Origin of the sequence: Pseudoxanthomonas sp. Root65, from assembly GCF_001427635.1 — a bacterium.
GTDB lineage: Bacteria > Pseudomonadota > Gammaproteobacteria > Xanthomonadales > Xanthomonadaceae > Pseudoxanthomonas_A.
Genome location: NZ_LMHA01000001.1, coordinates 1983104 through 2005811 on the forward strand (window position 1 = coordinate 1983104; position 22708 = coordinate 2005811).

At 67.8% G+C, this 22708-nt stretch carries 21 protein-coding genes; 9 read left to right on the forward strand and 12 right to left on the reverse strand.

What is annotated here, in order from left to right; genetic code table 11:
• Positions 1-29: 29 nt before the first annotated feature.
• The 11 genes from ASD77_RS08825 to rph all read right to left on the reverse strand — a co-directional run bounded on the left by ASD77_RS08825 (position 30) and on the right by rph (position 9297).
• Positions 30-452 carry an MAPEG family protein gene (locus tag ASD77_RS08825; RefSeq protein WP_055940060.1) on the reverse strand — a complete coding sequence of 141 codons (423 nt, stop codon included), beginning with the start codon at positions 450-452 and terminating at the stop codon, positions 30-32.
• The gene (locus tag ASD77_RS08830) at positions 449-772 is read right to left on the reverse strand and encodes a hypothetical protein (protein WP_235578499.1); all 324 of its coding nucleotides are present in this window, start codon (positions 770-772) and stop codon (positions 449-451) included. The genes ASD77_RS08825 and ASD77_RS08830 overlap by 4 nt, the downstream gene beginning before the upstream one ends.
• A gap of 124 nt (positions 773-896) precedes the next feature.
• Entirely contained in the window at positions 897-1190 is a 294-nt protein-coding gene (locus tag ASD77_RS08835; protein WP_055940061.1) for a hypothetical protein, read from the reverse strand.
• Between the two features lie 160 nt (positions 1191-1350).
• Positions 1351-1833: a hypothetical protein gene (locus ASD77_RS08840; protein WP_156383533.1), complete on the reverse strand. Its 483-nt coding sequence runs from the start codon at positions 1831-1833 to the stop codon at positions 1351-1353.
• A 103-nt stretch (positions 1834-1936) separates the two neighbouring features.
• Positions 1937-3277: a Xaa-Pro dipeptidase gene (pepQ, locus tag ASD77_RS08845; protein ID WP_055940064.1), complete on the reverse strand. Its 1341-nt coding sequence runs from the start codon at positions 3275-3277 to the stop codon at positions 1937-1939.
• 79 nt (positions 3278-3356) lie between these two features.
• Complete coding sequence (locus tag ASD77_RS08850) at positions 3357-3704, reverse strand: PilZ domain-containing protein (RefSeq protein ID WP_055940066.1); 348 nt, start codon at positions 3702-3704, stop codon at positions 3357-3359.
• On the reverse strand, positions 3701-6229 hold the full coding sequence (locus ASD77_RS08855) for a DUF1631 domain-containing protein (protein WP_055940069.1): 2529 nt from the start codon (positions 6227-6229) through the stop codon (positions 3701-3703). Before ASD77_RS08855 ends, ASD77_RS08850 begins: the two co-directional genes overlap by 4 nt.
• Positions 6230-6320: 91 nt before the next feature.
• A complete protein-coding gene (gene hemW, locus ASD77_RS08860) occupies positions 6321-7475 on the reverse strand; it encodes a radical SAM family heme chaperone HemW (RefSeq protein WP_055940071.1) in 1155 nt (384 codons plus the stop codon).
• Positions 7476-7478: 3 nt separating this feature from the next.
• Positions 7479-8075, reverse strand: a complete 597-nt coding sequence (gene rdgB / locus ASD77_RS08865) for an RdgB/HAM1 family non-canonical purine NTP pyrophosphatase (RefSeq protein ID WP_200947389.1) — start codon at positions 8073-8075, stop codon at positions 7479-7481.
• A gap of 3 nt (positions 8076-8078) precedes the next feature.
• Positions 8079-8471 (reverse strand): VOC family protein, encoded by a 393-nt coding sequence (locus ASD77_RS08870; protein ID WP_055940075.1) that lies wholly within the window; start codon positions 8469-8471, stop codon positions 8079-8081.
• 100 nt (positions 8472-8571) lie between these two features.
• Complete coding sequence (rph, locus tag ASD77_RS08875; protein ID WP_055940077.1) at positions 8572-9297, reverse strand: ribonuclease PH; 726 nt, start codon at positions 9295-9297, stop codon at positions 8572-8574.
• A gap of 110 nt (positions 9298-9407) precedes the next feature.
• On the opposite strand from rph, the gene ASD77_RS08880 reads away from it, so the two are divergent.
• The 5 genes from ASD77_RS08880 (at position 9408) to ASD77_RS08900 (ending at position 14358) form a co-directional block, all read left to right on the forward strand.
• Positions 9408-10268 carry a YicC/YloC family endoribonuclease gene (locus ASD77_RS08880; RefSeq protein ID WP_055941208.1) on the forward strand — a complete coding sequence of 287 codons (861 nt, stop codon included), beginning with the start codon at positions 9408-9410 and terminating at the stop codon, positions 10266-10268.
• Positions 10269-10334: 66 nt separating this feature from the next.
• Positions 10335-11024 carry a guanylate kinase gene (gene gmk, locus ASD77_RS08885; RefSeq protein ID WP_082563189.1) on the forward strand — a complete coding sequence of 230 codons (690 nt, stop codon included), beginning with the start codon at positions 10335-10337 and terminating at the stop codon, positions 11022-11024.
• A gap of 191 nt (positions 11025-11215) precedes the next feature.
• Positions 11216-11515 (forward strand): DNA-directed RNA polymerase subunit omega, encoded by a 300-nt coding sequence (gene rpoZ, locus ASD77_RS08890; RefSeq protein ID WP_055940079.1) that lies wholly within the window; start codon positions 11216-11218, stop codon positions 11513-11515.
• Positions 11516-11640: 125 nt separating this feature from the next.
• Positions 11641-13812: a bifunctional (p)ppGpp synthetase/guanosine-3',5'-bis(diphosphate) 3'-pyrophosphohydrolase gene (locus tag ASD77_RS08895; protein WP_055940082.1), complete on the forward strand. Its 2172-nt coding sequence runs from the start codon at positions 11641-11643 to the stop codon at positions 13810-13812.
• Between the two features lie 162 nt (positions 13813-13974).
• The gene (locus tag ASD77_RS08900; RefSeq protein WP_055940085.1) at positions 13975-14358 is read left to right on the forward strand and encodes a RidA family protein; all 384 of its coding nucleotides are present in this window, start codon (positions 13975-13977) and stop codon (positions 14356-14358) included.
• Between the two features lie 92 nt (positions 14359-14450).
• Here ASD77_RS08900 and ASD77_RS08905 read toward each other — a convergent pair whose 3' ends face one another.
• The gene (locus ASD77_RS08905; RefSeq protein WP_200947370.1) at positions 14451-15488 is read right to left on the reverse strand and encodes an AraC family transcriptional regulator; all 1038 of its coding nucleotides are present in this window, start codon (positions 15486-15488) and stop codon (positions 14451-14453) included.
• Positions 15489-15605: 117 nt separating this feature from the next.
• Between ASD77_RS08905 and ASD77_RS08910 the strand changes: the two genes are divergently transcribed.
• From ASD77_RS08910 to recG, 4 genes are all read left to right on the forward strand, one after another.
• The gene (locus tag ASD77_RS08910; RefSeq protein ID WP_156383534.1) at positions 15606-16838 is read left to right on the forward strand and encodes a parallel beta-helix domain-containing protein; all 1233 of its coding nucleotides are present in this window, start codon (positions 15606-15608) and stop codon (positions 16836-16838) included.
• A gap of 9 nt (positions 16839-16847) precedes the next feature.
• Positions 16848-18023, forward strand: coding sequence for an SO2930 family diheme c-type cytochrome (locus ASD77_RS08915; protein ID WP_055940089.1), 1176 nt, complete (start codon positions 16848-16850; stop codon positions 18021-18023).
• A gap of 35 nt (positions 18024-18058) precedes the next feature.
• Positions 18059-20509: a TonB-dependent receptor gene (locus tag ASD77_RS08920; protein WP_055940091.1), complete on the forward strand. Its 2451-nt coding sequence runs from the start codon at positions 18059-18061 to the stop codon at positions 20507-20509.
• A gap of 86 nt (positions 20510-20595) precedes the next feature.
• Positions 20596-22701 (forward strand): ATP-dependent DNA helicase RecG, encoded by a 2106-nt coding sequence (gene recG, locus ASD77_RS08925; protein ID WP_055940093.1) that lies wholly within the window; start codon positions 20596-20598, stop codon positions 22699-22701.
• Positions 22702-22708 lie beyond the last annotated feature (7 nt).

The window sequence follows — 22708 nt, forward strand, 5'->3', positions numbered from 1 at the left end:
GCGAGCTTCCGTGGGGTGCGATGTGCGGATTATGCGCGGACCAGCACCGCTCGCAGCAGCAGGCCCCACATTCCGAGTACGGCGACGAAGTTCGCAGTGAACACCAGCCCGCGCAGGCGCACGTTCGTCGTGAGCACCTGCACGCCGCTGTGCAGCAGGCGGCCACCGACAAAGACCCAGGCCAACGCGATGGCGGTCGTGCCGGTACCGAGCAGCATCAGCACGACGCAGGCGATGTGGAAGAACAGTGGCCACTCGAACTGGTTGGACAGGTTGGCGCTGAGGCGTGGCTCGACCTTCACCCACGGGTTGCTGCCGTCCGCGCGACGGCCGATTCCCCAGATCGCTGGCGCACGCGCGATCGTCAGCAGGACGTAGAGGAACGCGGCGAGCGCGACGTGCGCCGTCATCGGCAGCAGCAGGGCGGTATCCAGCGGCGCGAGCGACGTCATGGCAGCGGCGGATTCGCTAGGTAGGCCGCACCGAGGGCGGCGAACAGGCCGAGCAGGATGAAAAAGCCGTACTGCAGGCGGAACGGGATGGCTGGTTTGCCGTAACGCTGCTCGGCCTGCTGCCGGTCCAGTCGCCAGCCGTGATTGCATTCGGGGCAGGCGAGTTGGTAACGCCGGCCGTAGACGAAGCCGAACAGCAGATCGAACTCGCCGTACTTGTAAGCGAGCTGCGGCTCGAAGTCGCGCTCATCGTTGCAGTGCGGGCAATGCTGCGGCTCCGGCTCCCCCACCGGTACCACGCGCTCACCTTGGCCGATCATGAACATCATGGGCGGTATCCCATTGCCGGCATGCACATTCTCCTGCGGATCGGAAGGATTCTGTGGTGGCATCGGGCCAGGGTCAAACCGATGCCGCAGTGCCTGTATCCAAGACGGTGCCGATTCAATCCCCGTCACCGCCGCCGCACTCGCCGATGCCATGCTCGTCCGGCTTTCCGTCCACGGCACACGGGCCGTCAACGAATGCGGTCTTGTCCACCGTCAAGTCTTCGTCACGTGATTGCGACGCCACGAACGTCAGGCAGACAATGGCGCCGACGACGGGAATCAGCCAGACGACGAGCAGTTGCAGGATGCGCTGCGTGCCGTTGAAGCTGGGGCTTCGCAGGACAACGACGGTGCTGACGGTGTTCAGCGTCGCTACGAGCAGCAGCCCGAGGATCACAAGCGATGCCATCGAATCCCCTTCATCACTTCGGTAACCGAAACCGGAAGCTTGAGGAAGCCCTCAAGCCTTCAGTATGTGCAACCCGGGTAAGCGTACCGCACCCGGGACGCTTTGCAGCCGAAGACATGGAACTCCGGGTGTGGCCGATGGCCTCAACCGGGCTACGACATTACGTATCCAGAATGATCGTACCTGTCAGGTCGGCTTGGCGGGGGCGGTAGCCGCGAGCAATCAGTGCGCAGGCCAGTGCCGCCGTGCGTTCCTGCCTACGCGAACCTTGGCCAGCAAAGAGCGCCAAATCCCCCTCCTGCAGGGATTGTGCGATGTCCGGTCCTGCGATGCCGGAGACTAGACGCGAGGCCTCGTCCATTTCCTGTGGCTCGGGGTGCTTCGGCAAATTGGCGAGGGCGGCGGGATGGCTGAAGGCGAATTCGTGCGCGTGGTTCGAAGCGAGCAAGGTGTCGATGTCTGCCCCACTGGCGCGGTCGTTGGGAGAGCTCGCCTCAATGTCCAAGGCACCCCTGAGCAGATTCGCGGTCACGCAGGTATCGCGAGCGCTTCCCTTGGCCGCATCCACCAGTCTGATCTTGACGTAATGAGGCGAGGTGGACGTCGAACGCATGGCGTCGAGGAACGCGTCATGGTCCTGCATGCCAACATCCTGGCACGCGCAAGACGCAACCAGGAAGGCGCACAACCCGAGATTCACGCGATATCCGGCCATGGCTCCCCCTGCTGACGTGCCATTCCTGGCGCTACTTTGCTTCCGCAAACGCCGGCCGCGTCAGGTTGTCGGCATCGCCCTCGGTGCACAGCACTTCGTCCTCGATGCGGATGCCGCCGTAGGGGCGGAAGGCATCGACGCGTGCCCAGTCGACGCTGTCGGCGTGGCCGTTCTTCTTCACCTCGTCCAGCAGCAGGTCGATGAAGTACAGGCCGGGTTCGATGGTGACCACCATGCCGGGTTCCAGCACGCGGGTCATGCGCAGGTAGGGGTGGCCGGCGGGGCGTTCGATGCGGCCGCCGCGGTCGCTGGCGGCGAAACCGGCCACGTCGTGCACCTGCAGGCCGATGGGGTGACCGAGGCCGTGCGGGAAGAAGGCAGCGCTGACGCCGGTGGCCACCGCCGCTTCCGGCGACACGGTGATCACGCCGAAGTCCTTCAGGATGCCCATCAGCGTGTGGTGCGCGTCCACGTGCAGTTGCTTGTAGTCCACGTTCGCGCGCACGCCGGCGCACATGCGCTGCTGCGCGGCGTCGACGGCGTCGATCAGCGCCTGGAACTCGCTGCCGGTGTCGTACGCGTAGGTGCGGGTGATGTCGCTGGCGTAACCATGGAAGCTGGCGCCGGCATCGATCAGGAAACTGCGCAGCGGGTCGGGCGCAACGCGCTGCAGTTCCATGTAGTGGAGGATCGCCGCGTGCTCGTTGAGGCCGATGATGTTGCCGTAGGGAAGGTCGTTGGCGTCCTGGCCGACGGCGGTGCAATAGGCCATGTGGATGCCGAATTCGCTCTGCCCGGCGCGGAAGGCGGCTTCGGCGGCGCGGTGGCCACGCACGGCCAGGCGCTGTGCCTGCCGCATCAACGCGATCTCGTACGGCGTCTTGTACGAGCGCTGGTACTCCAGGTACTGGATCACCGGTTCGGGATTGTTCGGCACATGGTCGCCGAGCGCGCTTTGCGGCTCGCCGAGGATCGCGCTGCGTGCGGCCGGCGGCAGCAGGGCGCTGGCCTCTTCCGGCTTGCGGATGATGTGGACGTCGACGTGGTCCACCCACCAGCCACTCGGTGCATCCGGCACCACATGCCAGTAGTCGAACGGCTGGTAGAAGATCACCTTCGGCCGCTGGCCCGGCGTGTACACCAGCCAGCTGTACGGCAGGCGCGTGAGCGGCAGCCAGGCCTTGAACTGCGGGTTGACCGCATACGGATAGTCGCGGTCGTCGAAGACCTGCCAATGCTGCGTGCCGCTGGGCACGACCAGATGGTCGAAGCCGCCGCGCGCCAGCGCTTCGTCCGCGCGCCGCTTCATCGTCGCCAGGTGGTCGGCGTACAGCGGGACGAGGTCGGTGTCGAAGGAGGCGGGTGCGTTCATGGCGGCGGCTCGTACGAATGAACCGCCATTCTGCCGCAATCGTTCCGCGCGGGCCTTGCGGGGATGGTCGCCTGGCGCGCTATTCGGCCTCGGGACCGGCAGCCACCCACTGGCGCAGGCGTTCCAGCGGCTCGCGGTCGATGGTCAGGAAGCGCAGGCCGGCGAAGGCCTGGCCGGGGGTGTTGGCCGGCGCCGACCAGACCAGGTGCGCGCCCACGTCGATGGGCTGGTCCTGGCCGCGCGCATCCTGCAGGTGGAAGCGCAACTGGTACAGCGCGTCGTCGACCACCGGTTCGGTGGCGACCAGCAGCATGCCCGATTCGGACAGATTCCCCAGCCGGCCGATCACCTGTTCGGTCATCAGGTCGAACACGGCGACCGGCTTGGCCACGGCGCGCCGGCGGGCACGGCGGAACTCGCGCATCATGCGGCGTCTCCTGCGGGTTCGCCGCCGCGGCCGGTGAGGCTGCGCAGCGCGCTGAGGGTGGCGTTCCAGGCACGGTCGATCAGGCGGCCACGATCCTCGGTGACCACCTGCGCCTGGCCCTTGGCCATGAGGTGGGCGAGCGTGTCCAGCGAGTGCTCGCCGACGCGCTGGCCGCGCTGGTTGACGAACAGGGCATTGCCGGTGACTGGGCTGAACCACGACAGGCGCTGGCGCTGCACGTCGCCCTGCTGGTTGCGGGTGAACTCGAACCAGGTGCCGAACGGCAGCGTGCGCAGGTAGTCGTAGCACTCCTGTTCCTGCGGCGTGCGCGGCTGTACCGGCTTCTTCTTCACCTCGCCCTGGCCGCCCAGGCGGGCGCGTGCCTTCAGGCGGGCGGTCAACTCGGTGCGCGAGGTGCTCTCGTCTTCCTCGGCGCTGGACAGCCGACGCGCGATCGCCGCGGCTTCGTCCTCGTGGTAGCCCACCTGGACCAGCGATTTTTCGATCTTGCCCGCCAGCGCCGGGTCGGGCGGCTGCGCGGTGGTGGTGGCCGCGACGATCTCCAGCGTGGTCTGCAGCTGGTCGGCCCATTCGGTGGACGACTCGCCGTTGCGCAACTGGGTGAGCGTCAGTACGTCGGCCCAGGCCTGGCTGAGCAGGGCCTGCACGAACTTCTGCGGCTTGGCCTCGGCCATGGCCGATTCGATGGTATCCACGGCCCGCTGCTTGGCGATCTCCAGCCGGTCCTTGCCGCGCGCGGCCTCGATCTGCCGGCGTTCGGCCAGTTCGGCCTTGCGCGCAGCCGCCTGCAGGTGCTGCTGCACGTCGCGGTTGGCGTCCTCGAAGACCGTCTCGTCGCCTTCGTACGTCTCGACGACGGTTTCGACGGCCTTGTGCAGGCGCTGCACCAGGTGGGGATCGACGTCGTCGTCGCCCAGCCAGGTGGCGCCGGACTCGGCCACCGTATTGAGGAGGTCGCGCGCGGGATGCTGGGCGCGCAGGAAGAAATTGCGGTCGCGCAGCGCGGCCTGCACGACCGGCACCTGCAGCCGCACCAGCATGTCGGCGGCGGGCGCATCGTGCTGCACTTCGCGCTCGATCTCGTTGTACAGCAGGTCGAGCAGCTCGAAGGTGTCCGAATCCGCGCTGGCCAGCGTGGCGCCGGGGCCATGGGTGGCGCGGACCTCGGCGAGCATGACCTGCTGCAGGTCGGCCACGGTACGGCGCGGCTGGTCAGGCGTGCGCGCGGGCAAGGGCGCCTTCTGCAGGGTCTGCAGCGTGCCCAGCACGTCGGGGGTGGGCAGCAGGCGACGCGGAGCGGGCGTGTCGGGCGATCCGCCGCCTTGCGGGCTGCCCGATCCGCCCCCGCCACCTCCGTGACCACTACTGCCACCACCAGCGCCGCCACCGGGCGCTCCGTCACCGTGCCCGGAGCGCCGCGCGCCGCTGCCGGAGTTCCCGCTGGCACGATCGGAGAGAGGGGCAAGCTCGCCTGCCTGGGCCAGTGCATCGGCCTGCAGACCACCGCGACGGATGGAGAGCAGTTTCTGCAGCACCTCGAACGAGCCGGCCATCGCCTGCGCCGGCTCGCCGCTGGCGGCCGCGTCGGCAGGTGCGTCGCCGGTGGCGGCGGTCGCCGAAGACGCGATCTGGCCGTCGCCGTCATGGGTGCCAGTCAGTGCGCCGGCCACCGCGTGCAGCTGTTCGGGCGACAGCGTGGCCCAGTGCGAGCCGCCGGACGGGCTCTGCCAACTGGTCATCGGTCGCGCGCCACCGCGTGCCTCATCGCTCGGTGGACGCACGATCTCGAGGTTGCGCGCGCGTCGCGGCGTGTAGACCAGGCCGGGCAGGATGCCCTCGCGGGTCAGGAACTGGTTCACCGTGTTCGCCCACTCGGTGTAATTCAGCATCACCTTGTGGTCGAAGCTGCGATACAGCACCAGTTGCGCGTCGATGGACAGGTCGAGGCACTGGGCCGCGTCCTTCAGAAGGTGGCACAGGCGGTACGGCCCCAGCGGCAGTGTCTCCGCGTCGTAGGCCGGGCGGCAGGCGAGCACGCCGAACCGCTGGCCCAGCATCATGATCTGCGCATTGCCGCGCTGCTCGTGCCGGCGCGCGACTTCGCGCAGCACGATCTCCTGGTCCATCACCGCGTCCTCGACCAGGGTCAGCGTCTGGTAGTCCAGCTTGGCCTGCGGCTGCTCGCTCGTCGGCCGCGTGCTGCGGATGCCCGCCAGCGTCGCCTCCAGCGCGAACATGTAGTGCGGCACCAGGTCGCCGCGGTTCTTCTGCAGCGAGCGGAGGTCCACGAAGATCTGCGCCTGCGCATTGTTGCTGCGGGCCTGCTCGGCCTGCTTGAACAACTGCTGCTCGAACTCCACCAGCATGCCGTTCAGTGCCGACACGAAATCCGTGGCGATATGGTCCAGCAGGTTCTGCAGTACGCGCCGCACGCGCGGCGGCAGGGCCGACGATGCGATCGTGGTCGGCGCGGCAGCGGACGTAGGCGGTCGTGTCGCGGTCATCGGTGCAGTGGGCTCCCCTGTAGCCGCATCATTATCACACCCTGTGTTGCCTGCGCACCCCTCCCTCGGCGTGCGTGCGGACCGGTGCGGATCAGGGCTCCAGGAACAGTTCGATCACATCGTTGGTGAACCGCCGTCCCAGCGCCGTGGGGCGCACATGGGTCTCGGACAGGTCCAGCCAGCCGCGCTGCAAGGCCTGTTCCAGCGCCGGCGCGATGGCCGTCAGAGGCAAGCCGGTGGTGGCGGTGAAATCGGCCAGCGCGAAGCCTTCCTGCAGCCGCAGCGCGTTGAGCATGAACTCGAACGGCCGGCGATCGGGGCTGATGTCGTCGTCGCCCCCGATGGCCTGGGGAGTGCCGGCGATGGCCAGGTAGGTCGCCGGATGCTTGACCTTCCAGCGCCGCAGGATCTGTTGCGTGGCGCCGAGGGTGATCTTGCCGTGCGCACCGGCGCCGATGCCGATGTAATCACCGTAACGCCAATAGTTGAGGTTGTGCGCGCAGCGCCGACCCGGGCGTGCGTATGCGCTGACCTCGTAGTGCGCGTAGCCCGCATCCGCCAGCAAGGCCTGGCAGTGCTCCTGCATGTCCCAGGCATGGTCGTCGTCGGGGATGCCCTGCGGCGGTCGCGCGAAGAACACCGTGTTCGGCTCCAGCGTCAGCTGGTAGTGCGAAACATGCGCCGGCTGCAGGGCAAAGGCGCGCTGCAGGTCGTGCTCGGCCATCGCCAGCGTCTGCCCGGGCAGGGCGTACATCAAGTCGAGGTTGAGGTTGTCGAAGCCGGCATCCTGCGCCAGTTTGACCGCCTGCTCGGCTTCGCGGCTGTCGTGGATGCGGCCGAGTTTCTCCAGGCTCGCATCGTCGAAACTCTGGATGCCGAAGCTGATGCGGTTCACCCCGGCCGCGCGATAGCTCTCGAAACGGCCATGCTCGGCGGTGCCGGGATTGGTCTCCAGCGTGATCTCCAGCCCCGGTGCGAAGCGAAGCCGGCTGCTGGCGCCCTGCAGGAAGCGGTCGATCGCTTCCGGCGGAAACAGGCTGGGCGTACCCCCGCCGAAGAACACGCTGTGTACGGTGCGCCCCCAGACCAGTGGCAGGTCCTGGTCCAGGTCGCGCAGCAGCGCATCGACGTAATCGTCGAACGGCAGCGCGCCGTTGCCCTGGTGCGAATTGAAGTCGCAGTACGGACATTTGCGCACGCACCACGGCAGGTGCACGTACAGCGACAGGGGCGGCGGGATCAGCATGGGTCAGGGCAGGTCGCGCAGCCGCTGCTTCAGTCCGGCCAGGGCCTTCCCGCGATGGCTGATGCGGTTCTTCTCGTCCAGCGGCATCTCTGCCGCGGTCTGCCCGCGTTGCGGGTCGAAGAACACCGGATCGTAGCCGTGTCCGCCGCTGCCGCGGCGCTCGTGCAGGATGCACCCGCGCCATTCACCTTCGACGATCAGCGGCTGCGGATCGTGCGCGTGGCGCAGCAGCACCAGCACGCAGTAGAAGTGCGCACCGCGCTGCTCGGCGGCGACGTCCTTCAAGGTGTCCAGCAGCTTGTCGATGTTGCGTCCGGCGTTGCCGTGCTCGGCGGCGTAACGCGCCGAATACAGGCCGGGCGCGCCATTGAGCGCATCCACGCAGATGCCGGAGTCGTCCGCCAGCGCGGGCAGTCCGGTCTGCAGGCTGGCGTGGCGGGCCTTGATCAGCGCGTTCTCGACGAAGGTGGTGCCGGTTTCGTCGGCATCCTCCACGCCCAGGTCGGACTGCGCGACGAGTTCGATGCCGGTGTCGGCCAGCAGGCCGCGGAGTTCTTCCAGCTTGCCCTGGTTGGAGGAGGCGAGGACGAGTTTCATGATCGATCAGCCCTTCGGTTGCAGCAGGTCCCAGCGGTTGCCGTAGGCATCGCGGAACACCGCGACGGTGGCGTAGGGCTCCTCACGCGGGGTTTCGAGGAATTCGATGCCGGCGGCGGTCATGCGCGCATGGTCGCGCCAGAAGTCGTCGGTCTGCAGGAAGAATCCCACCCGTCCACCGGTCTGGTCGCCGATGCGCGCACGCTGCTCGTCCGTGCTTGCGACAGCCAGCAACAGGTCGGTGCTGCCGTCGCCCGCGGGCGCCACCCGCACCCAGCGCTTGCCGCCACCCAGATCGGTGTCCTCGCGCAGCGCGAAGCCCAGCGCATCGCGGTAATGCGCGATGGCGCGGTCGTAGTCGTCGACGAGCAGGGTGACCAGGCTGAGGAGCTGTGGCATCGATGGACTCTGATCGTGGAGGGGGTGTGGGAGCGACGTCAGTCGCGATGAGGCTTTACCGACGGGCTATCGCGACTGACGTCGCTCCCACAGGAAAACATCAGCCCGCCAGCGCCGCCCGCTGCGCAGCGAACAGCTCGCCGATGCCCTTCTCGCCCAGCGCGAGCAGCGCATCCAGTTCGTCGCGGCGGAAGGCATGGCCTTCGGCCGTGCCCTGCAGCTCGATGAAGCCGCCGCCGTCGTTCATCACCAGGTTCATGTCGGTGTCGCAGTCGCTGTCCTCGGGGTAATCCAGATCCAGCACCGGCACGCCGCGGTAAATGCCCACCGAGACGGCGGCCACGGCGCCATGCACCACGTCGCGCTTGATGTCATTGCGCGACTTCAGCCAGTTCACCGCATCCACCAGCGCCACGTAGGCGCCAGTGATGGCGGCCGTGCGGGTGCCGCCGTCGGCCTGCAGCACATCGCAATCCAGGGTGATGGTGCGCTCGCCCAGTGCGCCGCGGTCCACGCAGGCGCGCAGGGTGCGGCCGATCAGGCGCTGGATCTCCAGCGTGCGTCCGCTCTGTTTGCCGCGCGAGGCTTCGCGGTCGCTGCGGGTGTGGGTGGAGCGCGGCAACATGCCGTACTCGGCGGTGACCCAGCCTTCGCCCTTGCCGCGCAGGAAGCCCGGCACCTTGTTCTCCACGGTCGCCGTGCACAGCACGCGGGTGTGGCCGAAGCTGACCAGCACCGAGCCCTCCGCGTGGCGGGTGTAGTTGCGCAGGATGCTGACATCGCGCATCTGGTCGGGCTGGCGGCCACTGGGGCGGGAGAAGGACATGGGGACATCCGCAATGAGGGGGTCGAAGTCTACCAGTCCGCCCGTCCGCGCCCGGCCGGCGCCGTGCAGGCTGCTAAGATGCGCCGCTCACTGATCCGATGGGCACCTGCATGATCCGCAGCATGACGGCATTCGCCACCGGCGAACGCGCCACCGAGGGCGGCACGCTGGCGGCCGAACTGCGCGCGGTCAACCACCGCTTCCTGGAACTGGGCGTGCGCCTGCCGGACGAACTGCGCGCGCTGGAGCCGGCCCTGCGCGAGCGCGTGGCGTCCCGCGTCTCCCGCGGCAAGCTGGACCTGACCTTGCGCCTGCGTGCCCCCGAGGGCGAGGGCGCCCTGCAGATCAACCCGCGCGTGATCGCGCAGCTGTCGGAACTGGCGATGGACCTGTCGCTGCGCCTGCCCAACCTGCGCACCGAACTGACCGACCTGCTGCAGTTCCCCGGCGTGCTGCAGAGCAAGGGCGTGGACATGGAGGCGCTGCAGGCCGAGGCGCTGGCACTGCTGGATGCAGTGCTGGACCAGTTCGTCGCCGCGCGCGAGCGCGAGGGCGGCAAGCTGGTGGCGGCCATCCTGGAACGCGTGGACGGCATCGCCGCGCTGGCGGCCGACGTCCGCACACTGATTCCGCAGATCCGCGCCGGCCAGCGGCAGAAGCTGGAAGCGCGCCTGGCCGACGTGGCGCAGAACATGGAACAGGGCCGGCTGGAGCAGGAACTGGTGATGTGGCTGCAGAAGCTCGACGTGGACGAGGAGCTCGACCGCCTCGACAGCCACGTCAAGGAGATCCGCCGCGTGTTCACCCAGAAGGAACCGCAGGGCCGCCGGCTGGACTTCCTGCTGCAGGAATTCAACCGCGAAGCGAACACCCTTGGCTCCAAGTCCGTCGACGTCCGCACCACCAATATCGCGGTGGAGCTGAAGGTGCTGATCGACCAGATCCGCGAACAGGTGCAGAACATTGAGTAGCCGGGATTCGGCATTCGGGATTGGGGATTCGACAACAGCCGGCGTTGCCGCTATCGGGATGCATCCATGAATCAGATTTCCACTTCCACGGGTGCCGATTCGGCGAATCCCGAGTCCCGAATCCCGAATCCCGCCCCCGCGCAGCGGGGGACGCTCTACATCGTCGCGGCCCCATCGGGTGCAGGCAAGAGCAGCATCGTCAACGCGGTGCTGGCGCGCGATGCCGACATCGCGCTGTCCATCTCGTTCACCTCGCGCGGCGCGCGCCCGGGCGAGCGGCATGCGCAGCACTACCACTTCATCACCGCCGACGAATTCAAGGCGATGATCCGGGCCGGCGACTTCTTCGAGTACGCCGAAGTCCACGGCGACTGGAAGGGCACCGCGCGCCAGTCGGTCGAGCCGCAACTGGCGGCCGGCAAGGACGTGCTGCTGGAGATCGACTGGCAAGGCGCGCGGCAGGTGCGCGAGAAGGTGCCGGAGGCGGTCAGCGTGTTCATCCTGCCGCCCTCGCGCGACGCGCTGGAGCAGCGCATGCGCGCCCGCGGGCAGGACAGCGAGGAGGTCATCCAGCGCCGTCTGGCGGCCGCGCGCGAGGAGATGTCGCACTACGCCGAGTTCGACTACGTCATCGTCAACGACGTGTTCGAGGCCGCCGTCGAGCAGATGCACGCCATCTTCACCGCCAGCCGCCTGCGCCGGGAGGCACAGGACATGCGCCACGCCGGACTGATCGCGGCGCTGCTGGCCGAGTAGCGCCCGACTCCGAGCGCTGAAAACCGGCGTGGAGGAGCGGCGGAGCAGGCCCCGCTCTACGGTTGCGCAGTCGACTTCACCTTTAAATCCTTGATTTTGAAGGAAAGGCTTGCATTGTTCCGGCCGGCTGCCTACAATCCCGGCCCCTTTCCGTATTCACTGCGCGGCCTGTCTGGTCGCCGGGAGCCCGCATGGCCCGCATTACCGTCGAAGATTGCCTGGAAGTCGTAGATAACCGTTTCGATCTGGTCACGATGGCCGCCAAGCGCGCCCGCCAGCTGGCGAACGGCGTGGAGCCGACCATCGACAACAGCGAACACCAGGACAAGCCGACCGTGCTGGCGCTGCGCGAGATCGCCGCCCGCAGGATCGACAACGAACTGATCGACCGCGTCGAGAAAGCCGAGCGCGAGCGCGCCGAGCGTGAGGCGCTGGAGTGGGCCGCCGCTGAAGTGGTGGCCGACGACGACCTGTCGAAGGGCGACGACTGATCGCTCTCGACTAACGTTCCGATCGGAACGGATGATCGACGGAAGGCCCGCGCAAGCGGGCTTTCCGCGTTTCAGGGCGCCGCAAGCGCGTTGCCGTGGCGACGTGACTGGCATAGTCTGGCGGCATGAATTCAGGCCGTACCGCCAAGGCACTCCGCAGCCCCGCGTCGTCGCGTGACGAGGGTGTGCCCGAGTACGTCGCCCAGTTCGAGAAAACGGCGTCGTATCTGCCGAAGGAGCAGCTGCCGCTGCTGCGGCGCGCCTGGGAAGTCGGGGCCGCCGCGCACGCCGGACAGACCCGCAAATCCGGCGAGCCCTACATCACCCATCCGGTCGCCGTGGCCGGCGTACTGGCCGAACTGGGCATGGACGCCGAGACGCTGATCGCGGCGATCCTGCACGACACCATCGAGGACACGCCGTTGACCGGTGTCGACATCGCCGCCGAGTTCGGCGAGTCGGTCGCCGAACTGGTGGAAGGCGTCACCAAGCTGGACAAGCTGAAGTTCCGCGACCGCCAGGAGGCGGCCGCCGAGAGCTTCCGCAAGATGCTGCTGGCCATGTCGCGCGACCTGCGCGTGATCATGATCAAGCTGGCCGACCGCCTGCACAACATGCGCACGCTGGGCGCGCAGAGCGCCGAGGCCCGCGGGCGCATCGCCCGTGAGACGTTGGAGATCTACGCGCCCATCGCGCAGCGGCTGGGCATGAACCTGGTCAAGTCGGAGCTGCAGGACCTCGGTTTCCGCGCGCTGCATCCGTGGCGGCACGCGGTGATCGAGAAGCACATCCGCAGCCAGCCGGTGATGCGCCGCGAGTCGATGGCGCAGATCGAAGCGCACCTGTCGCAGCGTCTGGCCAAGGAAGGGATCGAACATCGCCTGGTCAGCCGGGTGAAGACCCCCTGGAGCATCTACAACAAGATGCTCGGCGAGGGCAAAAGCTTCGACCGGGTGATGGACGTGTTCGGCTTCCGCGTGGTGGTCGACTCGGTGCCGGACTGCTACCACGCGCTCGGCGCCGCGCACGCGCAGTACAAGCCGCTGGACGGGCGCTTCCGCGATTTCATCGCCATCCCGAAGGCCAACGGTTACCAGTCGCTGCACACGGTGCTGTTCGGTCCGTACGGGTCGCCGATCGAAGTGCAGATCCGCACCACGGAGATGGACCTGATCGCCGAGCGCGGCATCGCCGCGCACTGGACCTACAAGTTCGGCACCGATTCGCCGAACAGCGCGCAGAACCGCGCGCATGCGTGGATCGTGGAACTGATCGACAACCAGCGCGCCGCCGGTTCGTCGCTGGAGTTCCTGGACAACGTCAAGGTCGACCTGTTCCCGGACGAGGTCTATCTGTTCACGCCGAAGGGCAAGATCCTCTCGCTGCCGCGCAACGCCACCGCGCTGGACTTCGCCTATGCGGTGCACACCGACGTCGGCAACCAGGCGGTCGCTTCGCGCGTGGACAAGAAGCTGGTACCGCTGCGCACCAAGCTGGTCAGCGGCCAGAGCGTGGAGATCATCACCGCCAAGTCGGCGGCGCCGAAGCCGCAGTGGCTGGAGTTCGTGGTCACCAGCAAGGCGCGCACCGCGATCCGCCACCAGCTCAAGCAGCTGGAACACGAGGACGCCGTACAGCTCGGCCACCGCATGCTCGACCGTGCGCTGGAGGACCTCGACAGTTCGCTCGAACGCCTGCCGCAGCAGCGCCTGGAGGCCTTCCTCAGCGAGCACAAGTATCCGCGCCTGGAAGCCTTCCTGGCCGACGTGGCGCTCGGCAACTGGATGCCGTCGCAGGCGGCGCAGGCGCTGACCGCGTTCGCCGAACTGCGCGCCGGCGGGCATTCCAAGCATTCGCAGGAAAAGATCCTGATCACCGGTGGCGAGCGCGGCGTGGTCAGTTTCGCGCAGTGCTGCCAGCCGATCCCCGGCGACGAGATCATGGGCTACCACACGGCCGGCAAGGGCATCGTGGTGCACCGGCTGGATTGCCCCAACGTTACCGAGTTCCGCAAGTCGCCCGAACGCTGGGTGCCGATCGCGTGGGATGCCAAGGTCACCGGCGACTACGATGCCGCGCTGCTGATCGACGTGGAGAACCGCCCTGGCGTGCTGGCGCAGGTCGCCGCCGCGGTCGCCAAGAGCCTGTCCAACATCGAGCGCGTCGAGTACCTGGAGCGCGACATCAACGTCGCCGTGCTGCGCTTCTCGATCCAGGTGCGCGACCGCAACCATCTGGCGGAAGTGATGCGCCGGCTGCGGCGTCTCAATGTCGTGCACGGCGTGCGGCGGCAATGACGTAGGGCGGGCCTTGGCCCGCCGTCTTCATGCCTGTGCCTGCGACGATGGCGACTAATGTCCATCGCCTGCACCGATCAATGCCATTGCGATCCGAGTGATCGCGTTGGCAGGCCAAGGCCCGCCCTATTTAGAATCCGGGTATCCACACGGGAGTCACGAATGACCAAGCAGATCATCCACACCGACCAGGCGCCCGCGGCCATCGGCCCGTACTCGCAAGCGGTGCGCGCCGGCAACACGGTGTACTTCTCCGGGCAGATCCCGCTGGATCCGGCGACCGGCAACCTGGTCGACGGCGACATCACCGTGCAGGCGCGCCGCGCCTTCGACAACCTGAAGGCTGTGGCGGAAGCCGCAGGCGGTTCGCTCGACCGCATCGTGCGACTGGGTCTGTACCTGACCGACCTGTCGCAGTTCGCGGCGGTCAATGCGGTGATGCAGGACTACTTCGCGGCGCCGTATCCCGCGCGCTCGACGATCGAGGTCTCCGGACTGCCGAAAGGTGCGGCCTTCGAAGTCGATGCGGTGATGCTGCTGGACTGAGGGCGGAGGCGTCGTAGGGCCGAGCTTGCTCGGCTCCGCATGCCTTCAGGCATGTCGTCGACACAGCAAAAGACAGCGGAGCACGCTCCGCTCTACGCGGGCGAGCGTCGGGTCTCGCTCGGCGTATGCCCGGTCCAGCGCTTGAACGCGCGGCGGAACTCGCGCACGTCGTTGAAGCCGATCTGGCTGCCGACGGCGGCGATGGTGGTTTCGGCATCCTGCAGCAGCTCCAGTGCCCGTTCGGTGCGCACGCGATCGTGGATGGCGCTGAACGTGGTGCCTTCCTCGGCAAGCTGGCGGCGCAGGGTGCGCTCGCTCAGGTGCAGCGCTTCGGCGACGTCAGTCATCTGCGGGTTGTCGCGCAGCCGCGGGCGCAGCTGGCGTTCGACCGCCGCGGTGGTTTCGCCGCGCAGCGACATCGCGGTGAGCTGTGCGCGGCACAGGGCCAGCGCCTGCCGCGAGGTCACCGGGTTGTAGCTGGCGAACGGGAGCTCCAGCCAACGCCGGTCCACCACCATCGCGTGCTGGGGCTGGTCGAAGCGGACCTCGCAACCGAACAGGTCGTCATAGCGCGCGGCATAACGCGGTGCCGGATAACCGAGTTCCAGCCGCAGCGGACGGAACGCCGGCCCCGCCAGTTCGCGGGCCAGCATCAGTGTGCTGGCGAACATCTCCTCGCACAGGAACGGCAGCAGGTCGGTGGCCTCCTCCGGTGCGGTCGCCACCACGGCGAGGCTGCCGTCGTCGCGGTCCTGCAGGTCCAGGTCCATCAGCGGGCCGAGGTTGCGCTGGTACTCCAGGCCGATCTGCACGGCGTCGCCGAACGTCGGCGCGGTCTTCATCGCCAGTCCGAGCAGGCCGAAGTTGCCGCCGTTCTGCTTCTCGCCCATCGCCAGGCCCACGCCGTCAATCGGCAGCGTCGGCAGGGCACGGCGGATGATCTCGCTGGCCTGGCGGTAGGACACGCGCGCCTGCGGATCGTGGATCTCCTGCACGTTCAGTCGCATGCCGGCGAACCAGCTTTCCGCCTTCACGCCGAATTCGCCGGCCAGCAGCACCAGGCCGCACAGCATGTTGGTGGGCAGGTTGGCGATCGACAGGCGATGGCCCAGTCCGGTCTTCCAGCGCATCGAAGCCCTCCAGCTTGTCCGCTTTACCCCCCGTAGTATGCCGCTCCCGCCCTCCGTGCGGCACCTGCCCGCGCACCAGACTGCGGGGCACTACGCAGGCGTATGGGAGGGGACCTCATGCAACGCACCATGTCCGTGGCGGTGACCGGCGCGTTGGCGCTGCTGGCCTGCGCCTGCCAGAAGGCGCCGGAAGCTGAACCCGTCGCGGCCGCCGACGCCGCCTTCGCGACGGCCCTGCAGGAGCGCCTGCTGGACGCCAGGCCCGGCGACGTCATCGAGATCCCGGCCGGTCGCCATGCCTTCGACCGCAGCCTCAGCCTGCGCGCCGACGGCGTGACCATCCGCGGTGCCGGCATGGACAAGAGCGTGCTGAGCTTCAAGGGACAGAAGGCCGGCGCCGAGGGCCTGCTGGTCAACGGCAACGACTTCACCATCGAGAACCTCACCATCGAGGATTCCAGGGGCGACGGGCTGAAGATCAGCGAGTCGTCGAACATCACCATCCGTGGCGTCAAGGTGCAATGGACCGGCGGTCCCAGCACCAAGAACGGCGCCTACGGCATCTATCCGGTACTGACGAAGAACGTGCTGATCGAGGACACGGTGTCCATCGGCGCGTCCGACGCCGGCATCTACGTGGGCCAGTCCGACGGCGTGATCGTACGGCGCAGCCGTGCCGAGCAGAACGTGGCCGGCATCGAGATCGAGAACACCATCAACGCCGATGTCTACGAGAACGTGGCCACCGGCAATACCGGCGGCATCCTGGTCTTCAACATGCCCGGCTTGTCGCAGCAGGGCGGCAACATCCGCGTCTATGCGAACAAGGTGATCGCCAACAACCACGAGAACTTCGGCGCGAAGGGCACGCCGGTGGCCAGCGTGCCGGCCGGGTCGGGCATCGTCATCAATTCCAACGACGACATCGAAGTGTTCGGCAACGAGATCCGCGACAACGCGACCGCCAACATCATCGTCTCCAGCGTCTATTCCACCGGCTACAAGGACAGCAGCGCGTCGCCGAACTTCGATCCATACCCCGAGCGCATCTTCATCCATGGCAACACGCTGTCCGGGGGTGGCGATTCGCCGGATGGCTTCGACCTGAAGGCGCTGAAGGTCGCTACCTACGGCCTGCGCGGCACCTTCCCCGACGTGCTGTGGGATGGCTACTTCAACCAGGAGCGCGTGGTGGACGGCCGGAAAGTCGGGCCGCAGATCTGCCTGCGCGACGTCAACGGCGTGGTCAATGCGGACGGTCCGGGCGGCTACAAGAACCCGAGCAAGGACGCCCAGCTCCACGATTGCGAACTGCCGCGCCTGCCGGCGGTCGATCTGAAGCGCGGTTGAGGCGAGCGCATGCGGTTGCGCGCGGCGGTGTTGCTGGTGGTCCTTGCGGCCGGGGTGGCGCTGTCCGCGTGCCGACCGGCATCGCGCGTGCAGTTCTTCGCCGAAGGCCAGCCGGCCACGCTGGACGAATGGGGCGTGCTGCGGATCGAAGACGGTCGCCTGCATCTCAACGAAGGCGTCGTGCCCTACGATCTCAACACGCCGTTGTTCAGCGACTACGCGCACAAGCTGCGCACCGTCTGGATGCCGGCCGGCACCTCGGCGACGTACCGGCCGGAACAGAGCTTCGACTTTCCCGTCGGCACCATCCTCACCAAGACGTTCTACTACCCGCTGCCCCAAGGAGAAGCGTGGGACGGCAGGTCGGTCGCACGCACGCTGCCCTCGCAGTCGTCGCTCGAAGCGGAAACACTGGACCTTGCGAAGGTGCGGCTGATCGAGACGCGGCTGCTGGTCCATCGCGCCGAAGGCTGGGTCGCCTTGCCCTATGTGTGGAACGACGCGCAGACCGCCGCCACGCTGAAGCGCACGGGCGAGCTGGTCGAACTCGAGCTGGTCGATGCGCAGGGCCAGCGTCAGGCGGCGAACTACCAGGTGCCGGACCAGAACCAGTGCGGCGGCTGTCATATCACCGACAACAAGTCGCGCAGGCTGCTGCCGATCGGGCCGAAGGCGCGGCATCTGAATCGCGATTTCGACTACGCGGGCGGCAAGGAAAACCAACTGGCGCATCTGGTCCGCATCGGTTACCTGACGGGCATGCCGGCGAATGCGCCGCGTCTTGCGGACGCGATTGATGCCGAAGCCCCGCTCGATGCCCGCGCCCGCGCCTATCTGGACATCAACTGCGGCCACTGCCACAGCGCCACCGGCCCGGCCATCACGTCCGGCCTGTGGCTGGACGCGCACACGCAGGACCGGCTGAAGCTGGGTTTCTGCAAGCAGCCGATCGCGGCGGGCAAGGGCACGGGCAACCGCTTGTACGACATCGTCCCGGGGCGTGCGGCCGATTCCATCTTCGATTACCGGTTGGACAGCGATGATCCCGCGATCATGATGCCGGAGCTGGGGCGCTCGGTCGTGCATCGGGAAGGGGTCGAACTGATCCGCGCCTGGATCAATGCGCAGGCAGGCAGCTGCGACACGGCGACGGCGACAGGTAGTGAACCACCGCCGGCCAGCTGAGGCCGGTATCCGTACAACGCTTCCGGGAGGGCGTGATGAAAGTGATGCAACGGAATCTGGTCGTGGGGCTTCGGCGGGCGCTGTTCGGCAGTTGCGTGGTGCTCGGTGCGAGCGGCACGGCGTGGGCGCAGGCAACGCCCGAGGGCGAACAGCAGGCCACCAACCTCGACACCATCACCGTCACCGCGCAAAGTCGGCAGCAGGAGCTGCAGGATGTGCCGATCGCGCTGCAGGTCGTCGACCAGCAGCTGCTCGACGATGTCGCGGCGGAGAACCTGGGCGACATCGATGCCTTCGTGCCCGGCCTGGTGGTCGACGCCGCCCAGCCCACGCAACCTTCGTTCCGCCTGCGCGGCGTGGAAACCAGCGACTTCGGCATCGGCACCGATCCGGCGGTGGGCATCTTCGTCGATGGCGTCTACGGCGGCCGCGGCGGCGGCGTGCTGCTGCCGTTCCTCGATGTCGAGCGCATCGAGGTGCTGAAGGGGCCGCAGGGCACCTTGTTCGGCCGCAACACCGCCGCGGGTGCGATCTCGCTGGTGACCCGCCGGCCGCAGGACGAGACCGAAGCGCGCCTGCGGCTGCGACTCGGCAACTACGGCAAGCAGTACGTCGACGCGATGTGGAACATCCCCGTCAGCGACGTCTCGGCCTTCCGCGTGAACGCGCTGTTCAACCACAGCGACGGCTGGTTCCAGGACGGCGCGACCGGCAAGGATCTCGGCGGCGAGAACGTGTGGGCCGCGCGCGCGGCGTGGCAGCTGCGCATCGGCGACAACACCACGGCGCTGCTGAGCTGGGACCACGAAAGCCTGGACCAGAACGGCCGCGTCACCACCGGTATCGTGCCGTTGCCGGCCTATCCGCAGCGACCGCCCGTGCCGGTCGATCCGGACGACTACCTCGATCCGCGCAAGGTCCCGACCTACAGCGATGCGAACAACGCCGAGTGGCGCACGTTCGATGGCGTCACCCTGATCATCGATCACGCGTTTTCCTGGGGAAATCTGACCTCGACTTCGTCGTGGCGCGAGTACGACTCGCTGAACCAGACCGAAGAGGACGGCACCAACCGCGCCGACCTGTACATTGACTCGGTCAACACCGAGAGCAACGAGACCTTCTACCAGGAGTTCAAGTTCGCCGGCAGCAACGCGCGTATGGACTGGGTGGCCGGTGCCAGCTTCTTCAAGGAGGACGCGCGCCAGACCAGCGAGGTGAACACCAATACCGAGGCGGTGGACAACATCGTGCGCAACCTCGGCATCGCGCCGACGCCGGACGGCAGCCTGTTCGGCTTCACCTCGCTGCTGGCGCAGATGAACGGCATCCCCGTCTCGCTGGTCGGCGACCGCTGGAACGAGCGCTTCAACAACACGCTGTCGACCAACGCCTACGCGGCGTTCGGCGATGTCATCTGGCGCGCGACCGATCGGCTCAATCTGACTTTCGGTCTGCGCTACACCCGCGACGAGAAGGATTTCACCTGGCTCAACACGCCGCGCAATGCGCCGGAGCTGGAAGCCAAGCTGGCGCTGCTGGAGTCGCTGGGCTTCTTCGCCGCGCTGGGGCAGCTGGGCATCCCGATCAGCCGCGAGACGCTGACCTTCGACATGGCGTTCATCGATCCGCCGGCCATCGTCAACAAGGGCGTGCTGGTGCGCGACAAGCGCAGCTGGAGCGATGTCAGCCCGCGCTTCGTCGTCGACTACCACCTCGACGACAACACCATGGTGTTCGGTTCGCTGGCCAAGGGCTACAAGGCCGGCGGCTTCAATGCACTGCAGATCGGTCCGGCGTTCGAGAACGAGGATGTCTGGAACCTGGAAGCCGGCATCAAGCAGTCGTTCGGGCGCTTCGCCTGGAACGCGTCGCTGTTCCACTACCGCTACGACAACCGGCAGTCCGTGCGGTTGATCGATCCCGACCCTAACAATCCGGTCGACATCCCGCGTTTCGTGTTCGACACCGGCGATCTGGAAGCCACCGGCCTCGACGTGGACCTGCGCTGGAAGGTGACGGATGCCTTCACCCTGGATGCCCAGGCCGAGTGGATCGATTCCAAGTACAAGGACTACGTCACGCCCGAAGGCGTGGACCTGGACGGCGAGCCGACCGGCGAGCCGCGTTTCACCGCCTCGTTCGGTGCGGCCTACCAGGTCGACCTGGCCGCGCACGGCGCGTTGCGCATCTCGGCGCGGCACGCTTATCGCGGCCGCAGCCGCTGCAACGCCGGATCGGACCTGCAGGGCGATTGCGGGGTCAACGCGCTGCTCGACATCGGCGAGGCGCGCGACCGCACCGACCTGCGGATCGGCTGGACCGCGCCGCAAGGGCACTGGAGCTGGGCGATCTACGGCAACAACGTGTTCGACAACCAGTACGTGAAAGGCCTGAACACCTATGGCCGCGGACCGCTGGGACTGGTGGGTGCCACCATCACCGAGCCGCGCACCTACGGCATGGAAGTGGCCGTGAAGTTCTGAGCCGCGCGGCGACGCGCTGGACGTGGGCCCCGGCATCGTGAGATGCCGGGGTTTTTGTTTGGCGGCGTTCCCGGCATCCTTGTGCGATGCCTGCACGTCGCGACACGCCTGCCATCGAACTTTCCGCCGAACCGTTGAGTCGCCTGCCCGGCGTGGGGCCGCGCGTGGCGGAGAAGCTCGCGGCGCGCGGACTGGTGACGATGCAGGACCTGTGGCTGCACCTGCCGCTGCGTTACGAAGACCGCACGGCGATCACGCCGATCCGCCTGCTGCAGCCCGGTGTGCCGGCGCAGGTGGAAGGGCGCGTGGAAGCGGTGGAGCGCGGCTTCCGCTATCGGCCCGTCCTGCGGGTGGCAGTGGCCGACGACGGACAGGGCTCGCTGGTGCTGCGCTTCTTCCATTTCCGCGCCGCACAGGTGGCGCAGTTCGCGGTCGGCACGCGCATCCGGTGCTACGGCACGCCCAAGCCCGGCCAGAACGGTCTCGAAATCATCCACCCCAGCTATCGCGTGCTCGGCGATGACGACGACGCGGCGTTGGGCGAGGCACTGGATCCGGTCTATCCCGCGATCGAAGGGCTGGGGCCGGCGAGCATCCGCAAGCTGGTCGGACAGGCGCTGGAACGGCTGCCGGACAATGATCAGCTCGAACTGCTGCCCGCCACGCTGCTTGAGGGCCTCGGCTTGCCCTCGCTGCGGCAGGCCCTGCTCACCATGCACCGGCCGCCCCGCGATGCGGACGTCGCGGCGCTCGCACTCGGCACGCATCCCGCGCAACGCCGGCTGGCGATCGAGGAACTGCTGGCGCACCACCTGAGCCTGCGCCGGCAACGGCTGGCGTTGCAACAGCATCGTGCGCCGGCACTGAAAGGCAAGGGCGCGTTGGTGAAGGCGCTGGTCAAGGCCTTGCCGTTCACGCTGACGGGCGCGCAGCAGCGCGTGTTCGCGCAGATCCGCGAGGACATCGGCAAGCCAACGCCGATGATGCGGCTCGTGCAGGGCGACGTGGGCAGCGGCAAGACCGTGGTCGCCGCGCTGGCGGGCATGCTGGCGGTCGAGGCGGGCAAGCAGGTGGCATTGGCCGCACCCACCGAACTGCTGGCCGAGCAACACCTGGCCAACCTGCGCGCCTGGCTGGAGCCGCTGGGCGTGCGCGTGGCTTGGCTGGCCGGCAAGGTCACCGGCAAGGCGCGCGCGACGGTGCTGGCACAGGTCGCATCGGGCGAAGCGCAGGTGGTGGTGGGCACGCACGCGCTGATGCAGGAGGCGGTGACCTTCCACGACTTGGGCCTGGCCATCGTCGACGAGCAGCACCGCTTCGGCGTGCACCAGCGACTGGCGCTGCGCGACAAGGGCGCGGGCGCCAACCGCGTACCGCACCAGCTAGTCATGACCGCCACGCCGATTCCGCGCACGCTGGCGATGGCCGCCTATGCGGATCTGGACGTGTCCGCCATCGATGAACTGCCGCCGGGCCGCACGCCGGTGCAGACCGTGGCACTGAGCGCGGAGCGCCGGCCGGAACTGGTCGAACGCATCCGCACGGCCTGTGCGGAGGGCCGGCAGGCGTATTGGGTCTGCACGCTGATCGACGACAGCGACGAGGTGGTCGCGCAGGCGGCACAGACCACGTTCGAGGCGCTGTCGGCGTCCCTGTCGGAGGCGCGCGTGGCGCTGGTGCACGGGCGCATGAAGGCGGCCGACAAGCAGGCCACGATGCGCCGCTTCAAGCAGGGCGAGATCGACCTGCTGGTGGCCACCACGGTGATTGAGGTCGGTGTCGACGTGCCTAACGCCTCGCTGATGATCATCGAGAACGCCGAGCGGCTGGGGCTGGCGCAGCTGCACCAGTTGCGCGGTCGTGTCGGCCGCGGCGCGACCGCGTCCACCTGCGTGCTGATGTACCAGCCGCCGCTGTCGATGATGGCCAAGCACCGGCTGGCGACGATGCGCGAAACCAACGATGGCTTCGTCATTGCCGAGAAGGACCTGGAACTGCGCGGCCCCGGCGAACTGCTGGGAACGCGACAGACCGGTCTGGCGGCGTTCCGCGTGGCCGACCTGGCGCGCGATGCGGGCCTGCTGCCGCAGGTGCACGCACTGGCGGAGCGCCTGCTGGCCGACGCTCCCGCCACGGCGGACCGCGTGATCCAGCGCTGGGTCGGCGGCGCTGCTCGCTACGCATCGGCGTAGCGTCGCG

Coding starts and splice junctions, on each gene's coding strand:
- ASD77_RS08825 (WP_055940060.1), bottom strand. CDS start 452: ATGACGTCGCTCGCGCCGCTGGATACCGCCCTGCTGCTGCCGATGACG.
- ASD77_RS08830 (WP_235578499.1), bottom strand. CDS start 772: ATGATCGGCCAAGGTGAGCGCGTGGTACCGGTGGGGGAGCCGGAGCCG.
- ASD77_RS08835 (WP_055940061.1), bottom strand. CDS start 1,190: ATGGCATCGCTTGTGATCCTCGGGCTGCTGCTCGTAGCGACGCTGAAC.
- ASD77_RS08840 (WP_156383533.1), bottom strand. CDS start 1,833: ATGCAGGACCATGACGCGTTCCTCGACGCCATGCGTTCGACGTCCACC.
- pepQ (WP_055940064.1), bottom strand. CDS start 3,277: ATGAACGCACCCGCCTCCTTCGACACCGACCTCGTCCCGCTGTACGCC.
- ASD77_RS08850 (WP_055940066.1), bottom strand. CDS start 3,704: ATGATGCGCGAGTTCCGCCGTGCCCGCCGGCGCGCCGTGGCCAAGCCG.
- ASD77_RS08855 (WP_055940069.1), bottom strand. CDS start 6,229: ATGACCGCGACACGACCGCCTACGTCCGCTGCCGCGCCGACCACGATC.
- hemW (WP_055940071.1), bottom strand. CDS start 7,475: ATGCTGATCCCGCCGCCCCTGTCGCTGTACGTGCACCTGCCGTGGTGC.
- ASD77_RS08870 (WP_055940075.1), bottom strand. CDS start 8,471: ATGCCACAGCTCCTCAGCCTGGTCACCCTGCTCGTCGACGACTACGAC.
- rph (WP_055940077.1), bottom strand. CDS start 9,297: ATGTCCTTCTCCCGCCCCAGTGGCCGCCAGCCCGACCAGATGCGCGAT.
- ASD77_RS08880 (WP_055941208.1), top strand. CDS start 9,408: ATGATCCGCAGCATGACGGCATTCGCCACCGGCGAACGCGCCACCGAG.
- gmk (WP_082563189.1), top strand. CDS start 10,335: ATGAATCAGATTTCCACTTCCACGGGTGCCGATTCGGCGAATCCCGAG.
- rpoZ (WP_055940079.1), top strand. CDS start 11,216: ATGGCCCGCATTACCGTCGAAGATTGCCTGGAAGTCGTAGATAACCGT.
- ASD77_RS08895 (WP_055940082.1), top strand. CDS start 11,641: ATGAATTCAGGCCGTACCGCCAAGGCACTCCGCAGCCCCGCGTCGTCG.
- ASD77_RS08900 (WP_055940085.1), top strand. CDS start 13,975: ATGACCAAGCAGATCATCCACACCGACCAGGCGCCCGCGGCCATCGGC.
- ASD77_RS08905 (WP_200947370.1), bottom strand. CDS start 15,488: ATGCGCTGGAAGACCGGACTGGGCCATCGCCTGTCGATCGCCAACCTG.
- ASD77_RS08910 (WP_156383534.1), top strand. CDS start 15,606: ATGCAACGCACCATGTCCGTGGCGGTGACCGGCGCGTTGGCGCTGCTG.
- ASD77_RS08915 (WP_055940089.1), top strand. CDS start 16,848: ATGCGGTTGCGCGCGGCGGTGTTGCTGGTGGTCCTTGCGGCCGGGGTG.
- ASD77_RS08920 (WP_055940091.1), top strand. CDS start 18,059: ATGAAAGTGATGCAACGGAATCTGGTCGTGGGGCTTCGGCGGGCGCTG.
- recG (WP_055940093.1), top strand. CDS start 20,596: ATGCCTGCACGTCGCGACACGCCTGCCATCGAACTTTCCGCCGAACCG.